The 15029-nt window shown below is 41.3% G+C and carries 13 protein-coding genes; all 13 read right to left on the minus strand.

Annotated elements, in window-relative coordinates; genetic code table 11:
- Nucleotides 1-19: 19 nt before the first annotated feature.
- Nucleotides 20-442 (minus strand): type IV pilin protein, encoded by a 423-nt coding sequence (locus H5203_RS06740; protein WP_145237238.1) that lies wholly within the window; start codon nucleotides 440-442, stop codon nucleotides 20-22.
- Nucleotides 426-3635: a pilus assembly protein gene (locus H5203_RS06745; protein WP_145237241.1), complete on the minus strand. Its 3210-nt coding sequence runs from the start codon at nucleotides 3633-3635 to the stop codon at nucleotides 426-428. Before H5203_RS06745 ends, H5203_RS06740 begins: the two co-directional genes overlap by 17 nt.
- A gap of 10 nt (nucleotides 3636-3645) precedes the next feature.
- Nucleotides 3646-4128 carry a pilus assembly protein PilX gene (locus tag H5203_RS06750; protein ID WP_145237244.1) on the minus strand — a complete coding sequence of 161 codons (483 nt, stop codon included), beginning with the start codon at nucleotides 4126-4128 and terminating at the stop codon, nucleotides 3646-3648.
- Nucleotides 4116-5105, minus strand: a complete 990-nt coding sequence (locus H5203_RS06755) for a PilW family protein (RefSeq protein ID WP_145237247.1) — start codon at nucleotides 5103-5105, stop codon at nucleotides 4116-4118. The genes H5203_RS06750 and H5203_RS06755 overlap by 13 nt, the downstream gene beginning before the upstream one ends.
- 1 nt (nucleotide 5106) lies before the next feature.
- Nucleotides 5107-5667 carry a type IV pilus modification protein PilV gene (gene pilV / locus H5203_RS06760; RefSeq protein ID WP_182819523.1) on the minus strand — a complete coding sequence of 187 codons (561 nt, stop codon included), beginning with the start codon at nucleotides 5665-5667 and terminating at the stop codon, nucleotides 5107-5109.
- 133 nt (nucleotides 5668-5800) lie between these two features.
- Nucleotides 5801-6502, minus strand: a complete 702-nt coding sequence (locus H5203_RS06765) for a LytTR family DNA-binding domain-containing protein (protein WP_145237253.1) — start codon at nucleotides 6500-6502, stop codon at nucleotides 5801-5803.
- Nucleotides 6499-7539, minus strand: a complete 1041-nt coding sequence (locus H5203_RS06770) for a sensor histidine kinase (RefSeq protein WP_145237256.1) — start codon at nucleotides 7537-7539, stop codon at nucleotides 6499-6501. Before H5203_RS06770 ends, H5203_RS06765 begins: the two co-directional genes overlap by 4 nt.
- Nucleotides 7540-7577: 38 nt before the next feature.
- Nucleotides 7578-8507: a 4-hydroxy-3-methylbut-2-enyl diphosphate reductase gene (gene ispH, locus H5203_RS06775; RefSeq protein WP_145237259.1), complete on the minus strand. Its 930-nt coding sequence runs from the start codon at nucleotides 8505-8507 to the stop codon at nucleotides 7578-7580.
- Complete coding sequence (gene fkpB, locus H5203_RS06780) at nucleotides 8507-8947, minus strand: FKBP-type peptidyl-prolyl cis-trans isomerase (protein ID WP_145237262.1); 441 nt, start codon at nucleotides 8945-8947, stop codon at nucleotides 8507-8509. Before fkpB ends, ispH begins: the two co-directional genes overlap by 1 nt.
- Nucleotides 8944-9444 (minus strand): signal peptidase II, encoded by a 501-nt coding sequence (gene lspA / locus H5203_RS06785; RefSeq protein ID WP_145237265.1) that lies wholly within the window; start codon nucleotides 9442-9444, stop codon nucleotides 8944-8946. Before lspA ends, fkpB begins: the two co-directional genes overlap by 4 nt.
- Before the next feature lie 9 nt (nucleotides 9445-9453).
- Nucleotides 9454-12282, minus strand: coding sequence for an isoleucine--tRNA ligase (gene ileS / locus H5203_RS06790; RefSeq protein ID WP_145237269.1), 2829 nt, complete (start codon nucleotides 12280-12282; stop codon nucleotides 9454-9456).
- Nucleotides 12283-12307: 25 nt separating this feature from the next.
- On the minus strand, nucleotides 12308-13234 hold the full coding sequence (gene ribF, locus H5203_RS06795; protein WP_145237272.1) for a bifunctional riboflavin kinase/FAD synthetase: 927 nt from the start codon (nucleotides 13232-13234) through the stop codon (nucleotides 12308-12310).
- A gap of 109 nt (nucleotides 13235-13343) precedes the next feature.
- Nucleotides 13344-14882, minus strand: coding sequence for a murein biosynthesis integral membrane protein MurJ (gene murJ / locus H5203_RS06800; RefSeq protein WP_392352530.1), 1539 nt, complete (start codon nucleotides 14880-14882; stop codon nucleotides 13344-13346).
- Nucleotides 14883-15029 lie beyond the last annotated feature (147 nt).

Here is a 15029-nt window from a genome sequence, read left to right on the forward strand (position 1 = left end):
AAAATAAAGCCATTACAAACTATTTACCCCAGCACATTGCAGAATTCGCTTTCGGTGTTGCGGTTTTTAGTCCTGCATCATCAATAACAAAGGTCTTACAGTCATCATCTTTTAATGGAGGACCAGCAACTGGAGTTGCTGTAAAGCTAAATGTCCCTGCATCGTTATCGACTTCAACCTCAATAGTATAAAAACCATGCTCAGTTGGTGTCGTTACACCAATATTTGCTAAATCATTTGTATATTCTCGATTATCAACAAAGAACTGCTCTTGCCGATTAGCCGCATCAAGTAATGACGTGATTGCTTCTGTGCGAGCAGTCCGTTTAACATGTTCAAAATAGCTTGGTAGAGCAATTGAGGCAATAATGCCTAATATTGCTACAGTGATCATGAGCTCAATTAATGTAAACCCTCGCTGCATGTTATTTTTGGTTGTCATTATTCTCTCGCTTATAGATAAAGGTTTGTTGAGTTTTAAAACCAAAGCCAATGGGCACCGCATCACTCACAAGCTTAATTTTGCCATCTTCATCAAACGTAATGCCTGGCCCTAGGATCTCTTTTGGTATAAATGGGTTTTTCGCACTAAATTCATCTTCAGTCGCTTTAGTTTGCTTTACTCCTGGTCCTAGTAATAAAAACTGGCTTTGTTCATTACATGCTTTACCATCACTGTCGCAAACTTCTGAGGTGCCAAAATAAAGTTGCGGTGTATCTGGTACATCATTGCTCGTGACATAACGCAATTGGTTATATACCTTGCTTCCGTAGTGCAAGTGAAATGCATATAAACCGCCACTTCCTCCACTTAAAGAACATTGGTTAATCGTGGCATCTGCTGAAGCTGGTGTGAAACTTGTAAAATAAGCAACTCCTCCAACTACAGTTGCAGCTGCGAGCGACTTTTCACCACTGCGAGGAAGATCATAATACCAACCGCTTTTTTTACTAAGCTTCACTTCCTCTTCTGTAAACTGCTCAATATCATCTAGCGCATTTGCAAAAGGATCACTATTTACATTCATTAAATCACTAGGCGTAATAGTCTCAGGAATGTCATCTCCTATAAATGACATGGTCACAGTATTAATATCACGGATCATATACAATTGATCTTGTACCGTTGTTAGTGTTGGCTTTGGTCTATTACCACTACCAATTAATATTGCGTCAAATGGGGTATCCTCGCGGATTATACTTGTTTGATTATTGCTTGTGGTACTGGTTACCTTGCTAAACATTGTACGTGCTACGGTCGCCTTATAAAAAAAGCGCCTATCTTGACTAGAAATTGCTCCCCCCAATTTAGCAAGTTCGAAATGGGTCCAAGGGTTTTTACTGTCGGTCGGGTTTGCACTTGGCATATCTACACGCCAAATACTACCCGCAGTATCTGTTGCATATAAGCGATCTATAAAACCGTCATAATCTGAATCAAGTATCGAAACTGTTGCTGCAATACTATGTTTTCCTTTAAAGCCTGTTTTAGGCGTTAATTCCCAAACCAAGCTACCGTCTGATGCATTGACGATATATATACCGCGCCCTTTCGTATCATTACTGAGTGATACATTGTCTTTATTAGTATCAAAACCAGCACCAAAAATTAACACTGGCTCTTTCTTTCCCTTAATATATGACACAGTTGGAGCAGACCAAGTTTGTGCTAACTCTTTATAAACTCCACTGCCACCTTGAATTGTCCACATTAATTTTGGTACATCTGGATTAGTAATATCTAATGCATAATATTGGTTACCACCACGTCGCATACCGAAGAATGCCCACACGCGATCACCAGCTTCAACAACACCATCACGATCAGCATCATCAAAAAATACAGTAATTGGGCCGTCAACACCGTACACTTTGGTGTCTGCTAGATTATTACGTAATGGAGTTAAAATTTTATATAAACTACTTGGAATAAATGACCATGTTTCGCTAACATCCTTACCTTTATCTTGGAACATATGCAGAAAACCAGCATTAGTACCAATCAATATGCGAATGTCACCACTACCATAATCAATCGTAACTGGCTTTGAGTGTAATGGATCACCAAATATATCTTTTCGTTGATCACGCCGAGAGCTATCTTTATCTTCATCATCAACATCTACCCCTCTAGCCCATTCAATAGTTGAACCAACACTATTGATATCTGTGCCAAAGCTAGTAGCAACCTTAGCAAGACTACCGAATGCGGTTTGCAACGTTGAGCTTTGAAACTCAATCAATCCTCCTTTAGGGGAATCTGTATAAACAGTTCGCTCTGCTAAATTGGTAAGGTGTAAATTGACACCACCACTTTCTACCGAATTACCATCAGGTGGAGTGTTCTCGGGTAACCAAAATGTCGATGCGGTTGACTTAATCAACCCATCGTCGTTCAGTGCAGGGGTCGAATTGGCATCAACTATTTCAGTTCCTGACACTTTTAATTTTTTCAAATTACCACGCCAGCGAGCGCCGGTTTCAGGGTAAAACATAGCGTAATATATAGATTCTCGACTACGAGTTTGATCAACATTATTACTAGCTATGGAAGGTGAAGTAAAAGTATCGTTTACTTCACGGATATTGGTGATGAATTTTTTAAATGCATCAGCTAATTGCTCTGCAGTATCTGCATATTCGTATTGACCACCACCGAGTGTAGCGGTTTCCTCTAGTAGTTTTTTACCAGAGCTACTCATCCCCGATCCAAAGCCCACGGTATATACACGGCCGGTTTCGTGAATATCGGGAGTTTGAGGATACAAATCAACAACGACCTCTTCGATGTTAGCCTTTTTATTCGCGTCTACACCATGAATTACTTTAGCTAACTGATGTAAGTAGTTACTGTAGATGTAATCATTATTATTTAAATAACGACCGAAATATGACTTATATGCTTCACTTATCGCACCGTCACTATTATTATCACTTCCAGCAGATGGATCACCGTCCGTCATATAAATTATATTTACTGAGTTATCACAGCGCTTAGCTTCCTCTACACTATCTGCAAAAGGTGAAATATACGAATAACTATATTTATCTTGCCATTCATACCTACAATTCCACCCCCAGTTGTTACATTTACGAACTTGCTCTCTTCCCGCATAGACTTTACTCTCAACATTTGTATCCCTACTGCTCTCACTGAGATTTAGCGCATAGTGCAAACCTTTCCCTGTAATATACAAATATGCTTCCCAAAGAGTTTCAGCTAATGGAGTACCACCATCGGCGGGTAGGTTATCTATTGATGCTTTTATAGCATTGTGTGAGCTACCAATACCATTCAATATATAACCGCCATCAGTACTGTTATAGCGCATAAGCCCAAAATCGATGTCAGGGTTACCGGTGATCAACTCAGTCATAGCATCTTTAGCCACTCCAAGTCGACTGTCATTACATACCTTCCAGCCACCATTATTATATTGACCACAATCTTTACCTGTTTTGGATGAAAACGCCATACTGCCAGAGGTATCAAAAATCAATAAAACTCGCGCTCTTTCGTCTATTTCTACATTATGGTTTACATATAATTCAATATCTTCCGCATAGCATTGCATACTTAAAAGTACCGCGATACTAAGTGAAATATTCATAACTAACTTTTTAAACTTGATCATATTTACTCACTTAACCGCCAGTATTTAAGCTTGCCATTTCCTGAGCAATGCCTGATGTTACTGTTATAGTATGTCTGCTTTTTGAGCCAAACGTAATGGTACTGTTTACCTGCACCATATTGCACGAAATGCCCGCTGTAAAATTAAACTTTCGAGGACATGGTAAGTCTAGTGCACCATTATTTAAATTACTCATCGTACTTGTTGTATCATCTATCTGAGGCAGTTCAAGCGTGCCATTTGGTATTTGAGCTCGAGTATATAGAAAATGACTTGTGCCGCCCTTGTTAGCCTCACCTGCAATCAATTGTTGTACGTTACCCATTAATAAATTTTCAGCTTCTTCTCGCTCAAATGCAGCATTAGTAATTTTTATATCTACACTACTACTGCTCATAAGTGTCACCGCAATGCCAGTGACAGCGACCACCATAATCAAAGCAACGACCAACACAATTCCTTGCTGTTTGGCAGCTGGTTTTAAATACGCCATAAGTTAGCCCCCACATTATTTAAGCGAATAGTTGTTGTAAATAAAGCTCGACGAAACCTGTCATTAAACCTAAGCACTCGTTGACCTGCATCCTCACCTAAAGTATACGTTTGATTGAGCTGATTTAAATCTGCATATTCTTGTAATGACCGCACCAGTATAAAAACTTGTACGGTTAATATTCCTCGGCGGTTTTCCCAATCTGTTGCTGTCATCATTCCTACGCTTCGATAAGCATCCACACGGCCGTCATTATTTGTATCTAGCCCAAATAAAAAACGCATGTTTTCAACACCTTCCATAATAGTCTCAGTAATCATTTGGTCTTTTCTGGCGCTAAGTCGGCGTCGCATTAGTACCGGCACATTGATATTTTGTCCATTGACTTGATAAGTTTGTTCATCAATGTAATAAACGTGGTGACGATAACGCCAAATCGTTGCATTGCCGTTTATAGTCCCAGCAGCTATTGGGCCTTTGCGAAATTCAGCTCGCTCTTGCTCAGCTATAAAGTAATAATTACTTGAACTGGTATCAGCAGGATCAATTTGCAGACCCTCTAGAAATTTCACCTGTAAGATATCTGTTGTATCGTTTGAATCTGTAATACAGTTCAACTGCGCGCCTCCAGTTGATTCAAGTGCAAATACCGAACGAAAATTACTATTTGCATTATTAACGGGGAAACTACCGTTATTAAGTCCAGAAAAACAATCACCAGTAGGGTTGGTTAGAGTTGTGGTATTTTCTTTCGAAAATGAATCTTCGTAGAATGTCCCCCAAAAACCGATTTGCTCTATATCGCGCTGCATAATATTTAATGCTAAACGACCCGTTTCTTGTAATTCACCAATTACCATAGTATCTCTGGTCGTTACTTTCATACTTATGTAAGTAAACATAACTCCGCCGAGCACTAAACCACCAATAAAAAGTGCGATCATCATTTCGACTAAAGTGAAACCTCGCTGCTTCATGCTAGCTCCTTGAATAAACATAGCTTTTTAGTACCATAACGCGGCGGGTATTACTTTCTTCGCCACATGTTATTTTTTTTGTCTCAGCATTAGCAGTGATCTCTTGACGTCCCCGCCAACTTACCACGACTTGAATATTAAACCCTCTGCCACCATTACCTGCCGCTACAGTATTTTCTATACACACAGTGGCGTCATCGAGCGCGCCAGTATTTTCACGGGCTTGTATTGCACGGATCCATTGTTGACGATCTAGAGCAGCTATTTGAGCTGAGCTACATGTATTGGTGTAACATGTTCGAGACTGTTCTAGTGCTGTGTTACTGGTGAATGTGCCATTATACTGAGTGATTGACGCAACTCGGTCATTTGCTCGTATCCGTTGAATAATGTCATTACCTAAAGCAACTGCTGCTGCTCGTTGCATAGAGTCGAAGCTGGCTTGTTTTGCTTTTGCTTGTAATGCGACCGCACCGAGTAGGCCAAAGCTTAAAATCACAAACGCAATTAAAACCTCTATTAACGTAAAACCATGTTGCGATGTATGCTTGATGGACCTCATATTACACCCAATATAAAACTACCTGATTATAAGGATATGCTAATAATATGTAGATACAAGATGGGTTAGGATGAACGGTTATATTTGTTGATGAATGGTTAACTATGCATTTTTGCTGCAAAATTTAATGTGCTTAAAGATGCTCTTTTACTGTTTTATAAGCGCGTCTACTTACTGGTAATAAACAACTGCAACCTTCTAATAAAACCACATGACTGCCATCTTCAGCTTTTTTTAGAGCGATTAGCCGGGACAGATTAATCACTATCTTGCGGTGAATTCGTAATAACTGTGTAGGATAATCCTGCTCGAGTTGTTTTAAGCTTTGATCAAGCAATGCCTCACCGTTAGTAAAAACTAAACGCGTGTATTTCTCTTCAGCTATAATATAACAAACATCCTCTAATGCCACACTGCGTGTCACCCCCGCAAGCTGATAACTGATTGCCGCTGGACGTTGCTTTTGTAGATGGGCGCGTGTTAAACGACCTAGTTGATCTATTGTTTTTGCTAGATTTTGCTCCGTCACAGGTTTTACTAAATAACCCGCGGCACTGAGTTGCAAAGCTTCTAAGGCATGCTCAGGATGAGCGGTGACGAAAATAATAGCCGGAGGGACAGACAACTTGTTCAATTGTGTTGCAACTTCTAAACCGCTCATAGCAGGCATATCAACATCCAGAAATACAATATCAGGAGCCTGCAGCTTCACTTGTTGCAAAGCCTCGTTGCCATTACTTGCTTGTGCTGCATGGTTATAGTCTGGGTAATGAGCAAGTAATCGCTGTAAGCGAGCACGTGCTAGTGGCTCATCATCAACTATGAGTACCTTCATGCTTGCTCCTTGGCATTATTAATAGCCAAAGGCAGTACTAACTTTACCCGAAAAATATCACCTCGTGTTGTCATTGTCAGCTTTGCATGACCTTGATAATAAAGATCTAACCGCTGGCGAATATTATTCAGCGCCATGCCATTACCTGAGCGTTTCTGCTGCTGCGACGAGATTGGATTTTCAACTAAAATGACTAACGAGCGTTTACTAATATGTAACTCGACGTAAATTATAGCGCCAGTCAATGAAGGCTCAACACCGTGACAAACAGCATTCTCTAGCAGTGGTTGTAATGTTAAGCACGGAATAGTTATCTCTGGCAATTGCTCCGGTAATTGCCAGTTGACTTGTAAACGATCAGCAAACCGCCAACTTTCAAGCGCAATATATTGCTGAGTCAGTGCGATTTCATCACTTAGTGCAGTCTCTTTCCCCACTCGCATTGCCGCTTGAGATAATGCCGCGAGCGCTAAAATCGCTTGCTCTGCAGCTTGAGGATCATAATGAGTAAGCTCCGCTGCGGTATTGAGGCTGTTGTATAAAAAATGCGGACGAATACGTGCCTGTAAGGCATCTAGCTCTGCGCGAGCCAACGCATTAGTTTGCTGGTCTTTTTCAAAATGAATAGTTAAAAATTGAATAAATAATGCGGTGACTAAAAAAGCGACTAATAAGTTTCTTAAAATAAACTGATAAGTATGTTGTTGTGCAATAAAGTCGCCTCCATAGGTCACTAACAATCCGCTGAAAACCGCCGTTGTAAGTAGTAATGAAGCCATTAAAGCACTTAATTGCCAAGGCTGACCCAAGTTTGCAAGTGGTTTACGCAGTAAGTAAAGCCAAGTTAGACTAGACAAAAATGTGAGATGTAAAAACAGGCTGATCCCGCCGAGGCGGATCCAAATGTCATCCGCAGTTGCAGGAGCGAAAGCTAGTATAGTGGCGATAACTTGCGCAACGACTAAAGTAGCAAGTACGCCGCGTTCTTTAAACAGCGCCGCAAAAAGCAAAGTATTGGTTTGCACCGACTTGCTCATTGCGCGCTCCTTAATAATGTCCTGTCAGTACGCTAAGGTTAGCGTAGCTCAACGGGTACAGCAAATACGATATTCTCTACTTCGCCAGGGTTTTCAATAACCTGTTTACCGCCTAATTCTTTAAGGCGGTTAATCACTTGTTGTACAAGCACTTCAGGGGCTGATGCACCCGCGGTAACACCAACCGCATTGACATTAGCAAACCATTGATCTTCAACATTACTGGCGTCATCAATTAAGTAAGCAACAGTACCCATTTTATCAGCAAGTTCACGTAACCGATTTGAATTTGAGCTATTTTTAGCACCAACAACTAATAACACATCTACTTTATCAGCTAAGTCACGTACCGCATCTTGGCGATTTTGTGTGGCGTAACAAATATCGTCTTTACGTGGGCCATCAATCGCTGGAAACTTACTTCTTAAGCCATCTATAACATCTGCGGTATCATCTACCGATAATGTAGTTTGGCTACAATAAAATAAGTTATTTGGATTTTTCACGTTTAGTTTGGCAACATCTTCAGGCGTTTCAACTAAATAAATACCACCTTTAGCGTTATCGTATTGCCCCATGGTGCCTTCAACTTCAGGGTGACCATGATGACCAATTAAAATACACTCGATACCTTTACGACTAGCGCGGGTCACTTCCATATGCACTTTAGTGACCAATGGACATGTTGCATCAAATACTTTTAAATCTCGACGCTTAGCTTCACTGCGTACAGCTTGTGACACGCCATGGGCACTAAAAATAACAATGCTGTCGTCTGGCACTTGATCCAATTCTTCAACAAACACCGCACCACGTCTTTTCAAACCATCTACCACGTAGCGGTTATGGACAACTTCATGGCGCACATAGATCGGTTTTTCAAAGACATCTAACGCACGTTCAACGATACTAATCGCACGGTCGACTCCCGCACAAAAACCGCGCGGATTTGCCAATAAAATTTCCATTACCCGTTCACCTCTAAAATATCAACTTCAAAAGTTAAACGTTGACCTGCAAGCGGATGATTAAAATCGATGGTCACAGACTCACCCTGCACTTCACGAACAACTCCTGGTAATTCGGTACCATCAGGTTGAGTAAACGCAATAATAGAGCCAATTTTTGCCGGCGTTTCTGGGCCAAACTTACTACGGTCTACATAGTAAATATTATCTGGGTTTGGTTGACCAAAAGCATCTTCTGGCTCAAGTTCAAATGACTTGCTGTCACCAGACGCTAAACCAAATAAGCATTTTTCAAAGTTAGCCGTTAGACTACCATCACCCATCGTTAATTTTGCAGGCTTATTATGCACTTTGGTTGAATCTGCCGCAGAACCATCCGATAGCTTAATTGAGAAATGAAAAATAACCTCTGATTTTTCACCTATAACTGCTTGGCTCATGCTTTTTGCTCCTTAGGACTTTCGCCAGTAAAGGCATCAAATAATAATAATGCGGCACCAATACAAATCGCACTGTCGGCAATATTGAACGCAGGAAAATTCCAGCTTTCATAATAAAAGTGTAAAAAGTCAATCACATAACCATGGCTGATACGGTCATATAAATTGCCAATTGCGCCCGCTAATACTAACGAGTAAGCACTGCATAAAATTTTATTAGTGGCAGGTAAACGTTTTAGCCACCAGATCAATAATACGCTGATTGAAATAGCAATAACGCTTAAAAACCAACGTTGCCAACCACCCGCTTCACTTAAAAAACTAAAAGCTGCGCCATAGTTATGCACATAGGTTAAATTGAAAAATGGCAATATATCAATTGATTCGCGTAAATTCATGGTTTTAACAACCAGTGTTTTACTGGCAAAGTCTGCTACTAAAAGTAGCAAACTTAACCAAAGCCACACTAAACCACTTTTTTGGGCTAGTTTGCTCACTTCCTACTCCTATGCGAATTGGCGTGTTTCGCCTTCGCCATCTACGTTGCTAACACAACGACCACAAATTTCTGGATGCGCAGGATTTGCACCTACATCATCACAGTAATGCCAACAACGTTCGCACTTTTGTGCATCGGTAGCTGATACGCTGATGTATAAGCCTTCAATTTCAGTTGTTTGAGTTGCATCTGGTTGTGTATCAACAGCTGTAACAGTAACGTTAGATGTTAAGAATACAAAGCGAAGCTCATCACCCAAAGCTGCTAATTTAGCTGCAAGCTCTGCATTGGCAAAAATATTCACATTAGCTTGGAGTGTCGCACCGATCACGTCTTCTTTACGTGCACCTTCTAACACACGGTTTACTTCATCACGCACAGTAAGAATCGTTAACCAATCGTCATTACTAAACTGGCCTTCGCCAACCGCTTTTAAGCCATCATACCAAACTGAAGTAAACACATATTGGTCACGTTCACCTGGCAGTGCTTGCCAAATCTCTTGTGCGGTAAAGCTCATGATTGGCGCCATCCAGCGAGTCATAGCTTCGGCAATATGATATAGAGCTGTTTGACATGAACGACGGGCATGACTATCACTTTTCGCTGTGTATTGACGGTCTTTGATCACATCTAAATAGAATGAACCAAGCTCACCAGTACAGAAATTCATTAGCTTTTGCGTTACTTGGAGCATTTGGTAACTTTCGTAAGCCGCCAAAATTTCATCTTGTAATTGCGCCGCACGGCCAACAATCCAACGATCAAGTTCAACCATGTCATCAATAGCTACTTGGTCAGTTTTAGGATCAAAACCACTTAAGTTAGCGAGTAAGTAACGGCTAGTGTTACGAATACGACGGTAGCGATCCGCAGAACGGTTGAAGATTTCATCTGATACGGTCATTTCTGCAGTGTAATCAGTTGAAGCAACCCACAAGCGTAAAATATCTGCACCGAGTTTATTCATCACATTCTGTGGTGAAATAACGTTACCTAGCGATTTTGACATCTTACGGCCGTTTTCATCAACAGTGAAACCGTGAGTTAGCACTTGACGATATGGTGCATGACCATTAATTGCCACTGACGTCATCATTGATGACATAAACCAACCGCGGTGTTGATCTGAGCCTTCTAAGTATAAATCAGCTGGACCAACTAAATCTTCGCGAGCATCAACCACACAGGCGTGCGTTACACCAGAATCAAACCATACATCTAATGTATCTTGCACTTTCATGTATTGCTGAGCATCAGCTTCACCAAGTAAAGTTGCAGGCTCTAAGTCATACCATGCTTGAATACCGGATTTTTCAACCAGCAGGGCTGCTTTTTCAATCAAAGCTTGAGTATCAGGATGAAGAGCACCGGTGTCTTTATCAACAAACAGTGCAATTGGAACACCCCAGGTACGTTGACGCGAAATACACCAATCCGGGCGACCTTCAACCATGTTTGCTATGCGGCTTTCGCCCCATTCTGGCAACCACTGAGTGTTTTTAATCTCTTTTAATGAATCTTGGCGCAAATTAGCTTGATCCATACTAATGAACCACTGCGGCGTTGCACGGAAAATAATTGGCGTTTTATGACGCCAGCAATGCGGGTAACTGTGCGTTAAGGCATGGTGATGCATAAGCGCATTACGCTCAGTCAGCACATCAACTACACTCGCATTGGCTTTGAATACATGTTGACCTGCAAAAAGCTCAGTGTCAGGTAAATAAACACCATTTGCACCAACCGGGTTAGCCACCTCTAAGCCGTATTGTAGACCTGCCACGAAATCTTCTTGACCGTGGCCAGGTGCTGTATGCACGATACCCGTACCAGAATCAGTAGTAACATGATCGGCCACAATCACTGGTACATTAAAATCATAAAATGGATGCGCCACTTGTAAATTTTCAAGTGCTGAACCCGTTACATAACCTAATACGTGAAAGTGCTTAAAGCCGTAGCGATCCATTGCATCTTTAACTAGCTCTGACCCTATAATCAAACGCTGCTGCGCGCCTTCATCATCAACTTGCACTAAGGCATATTCTAGTTCAGCATGTACGGCAACCGCACGGTTAGCTGGCAGTGTCCATGGTGTAGTTGTCCAGATCACTGTACTGACTGTACCTTTACCTTCATGATCGGCTTTTAAATCAAAGGCACTAACAACGGCCGCTTGATCAACAAACTCAAAACGCACATCAATCGCTGGTGATTGCTTATCTTGATATTCAACCTCAGCCTCGGCCAAAGCAGAACCACAATCAGTACACCAATGCACAGGCTTTGCGCCTTTGTGTAAATGGCCTTTTTCGATGATACGTCCAAGCACACGAATTGCGTTTGCTTCGAAGTCAAAATTCATGGTTAAGTAAGGCTTATCCCAATCAGCAAATACGCCTAAACGTTTAAAATCAACTTTTTGGCCTTCAACTTGTTTTTTAGCGTATTCACGACATTTCTCACGGAATTCTGCAGCCGTGACTTTCACGCCTGGCTTACCCACTTTTTTCTCTACCATTAATTCAATCGGTAGACCATGGCAATCCCAACCAGGTACGTAAGGCGCATCAAAATCAGATAAGGTTTTTGATTTAACAATAATATCTTTTAGAATTTTATTTACTGAATGACCTAAATGGATATCGCCGTTCGCATACGGAGGGCCGTCATGCAAAATAAAGGTTTTTTTACCTTTCTTAGCGTTGCGAATTTGACCGTACAGGTCGTCTTCATACCATGTCTTAAGCATTTTTGGCTCACGTTGTGCCAAATTGCCGCGCATTGGAAACGTCGTTTCCGGTAAATTCAAAGTATGCTTGTAGTCGCTCATTAATCCTAGTTTCCGTATCGGCTACCTAATTTAAACCAAAACACTGTTTAGCGGCAGCAACATCAGTTGCTATTTGTGCCGTCAATTGTGTTAATGTCTCGAATTTTTTCTCATCGCGAAGCTTTTTAATTAACTCCACGTGCATAAACTGTCCATAAATATCTTGCGCAAAGTCGAACAGATGAACTTCTAATAATGCGCGTGTTCCATTAAATGTGGGTTTGTTGCCAATATTTGCAACCCCATACACTGTTTTATCGTTTAACGTTACTTGTACCGCAAACACCCCATTTACAGGGCATACTTGCCGCTTTAACGCAATATTTGCAGTCCTAAACCCTAATTCACGACCGCGTTTCCAGCCATGGATCACTCGCCCTGATATTGCGTAATCATGACCTAGCATCGCTTTGGCTTGCGCTAACTGACCTTCAGCTAATGCTTGGCGGATCAAGGTGCTGCTTACTCTAGCATTTAATTGCCGAAAACTCGCGGTGCTTTTTACATCCATATGAGCCGCGAGGCCCATTTTTTTTAGTAAATTAAAGTCACCTTGACGTCTTTTACCAAAGCGAAAATCATCACCTACGGTTAGCGCTTTGACACCCAACTTGTTGATCAGTATCTCTGTTACAAATTGCTCTGCTTGCATATTGGCAAATTGCTGATTAAAACTAATACAAATTACCCGTTCAACGCCTAACTTTGCTAACAAACCTAGCTTGTCGCGTAACCGCGTTAATCGAGCTGGCGCATTATCTCTGGCAAAAAACTCTTGTGGCTGAGGCTCAAATAACATTACCGTACTCGGTAAGTTATATTTTTTAGCGTCATTGAGTAATCCATTGAGTACTTCACCATGACCTAAGTGCACACCATCAAAATTACCAATGGTCAACACACAACCATAATGCTGTGTGCGAATATTGTGGATACCTCTAATTAACTCCATGCCACCTAATGCCTTTGTAAGCGTTATGTACCGAGTAAAATTTCACTTGGGTTACAGAATCACCGATTATACCCAAACCACTTCAAGATGCGAGTTTCAGTTGATTTTTTTAGTCTGATTGAGCACTAACAACGTTTTTTATGGTATTTAGTCTTACCCCGAGTAAAAACAACACTAAAAAGTACACCCCCCCTGCCAGAGCAAGTAAACCTATCAATAAAACAACTTGCTCACTAAAATGCCACTGACGCCATAAAAACTGTGTCGCAGCGTACCAAACTACAGCCCCCATCAATAAGGCGGCGAGCAAACATTTGCAGGTAAACAATAAACTAAAACGCGAAAACTGATAAACCTGCTCTTTGCTTAATTGACGATAAAGCAGGTACGCATTACAACTGGCCGACATTGAAGTCGCAAGCGCCAATCCTAAGTAACCTATAAATGGTGCTAACATAATATTAAAGACCATGTTCAACACCAGCGTAATAATGCCAATACGCACCGGAGTTTTAGTGTCTTGACGTGCATAAAATCCCGGCGCTAAAACTTTGATCAACATAAAACTGACAAGCCCAACAGAGTAAGCCATCACCCCTAAACTCACGGCCTGAACATGATCGACATCACCTTGACTAAACGCGCCATGATCAAATAATACAGAGATGATTAACGGGCTAATGATCATCAAACCAATCATCGCAGGTAAGCCTAAAAAGATCACAAACCGTACTCCCCAGTCTAAGGTGTGCTGAAAATCGCTGCTTTTTTCGCTGCTATGTAATTTAGATAGCGCAGGTAAAATAACCGTCGCGATACCAATGCCAAATAACCCCAGTGGAAATTCTATTAGGCGGTCAGAATAATATAACCAAGCAATTGACCCTGTCATTAACAATGACGCAATCATGGTATCAAGCAGTAGATTAATTTGACTAATAGATACCCCAAACAACGCCGGTAACATTAACTTACGGACTTTTTTTACATTTTCGTCCTGCCAGGCCCAACGTGGTTTACTGAGCATTTTCGCTCGGTACAGAAACGGCAATTGAAACAATAACTGCACCACTCCACCGACAAACACACCAATAGCTAACGAATAAGCACCAACCGAGAATTTATCGTGTAATAAGATTGCACAGGCAATAATCGAAATATTCAACAGCACTGGCGTAAAGGCCGCAACAGCAAAACGATTATAAACATTCATCACCGCGCCACTTAGTGCAACAAGACTTACAAAAAATAAATAGGGGAACGTTAGCTTAAGTAAGCTACTGGCTAATACAAATTTTTCACCGTCTGGGCCACCTTGCCACCACTCAATAAACCACCCAGTACCAAATAGTGCTGCAATAATTGGCGATGCAATTACACCGATAATAGTTACAACCAGTAAAATAGTACCAAGTGTGCCAGCGGCTTGAGCAACAAACAGCCTGACTTTGTCGTCTCCTTGTTGCTGTTTGATTTCCGACAAAACTGGCACAAATGCTTGCGCAAATGCCCCTTCAGCAAATAAGCGGCGCAAAAAGTTGGGAATACGATTAGCGAATAAAAAAACGTCGGCGGCAGCACCTGCGCCAAGTAAATTTGCGACAACAGCATCTCGCACTAATCCTAAAACACGCGATATCATTGTCATTGCACTTACAATCATACCGGAACGAAATAATCCTTTTGCCACACTAAACCTGCTTTAAAACCAACGATAAAACCAATTATGCCACAGTCTTTTTTATAAATCGCTCTAAAGCACTAGGCTGAACTCACCGCCTTTGTTACAATAGCG

This window comes from Pseudoalteromonas sp. SG41-1 (assembly GCF_014164575.1).
Classification (GTDB): Bacteria; Pseudomonadota; Gammaproteobacteria; order Enterobacterales; family Alteromonadaceae; genus Pseudoalteromonas; species Pseudoalteromonas rhizosphaerae.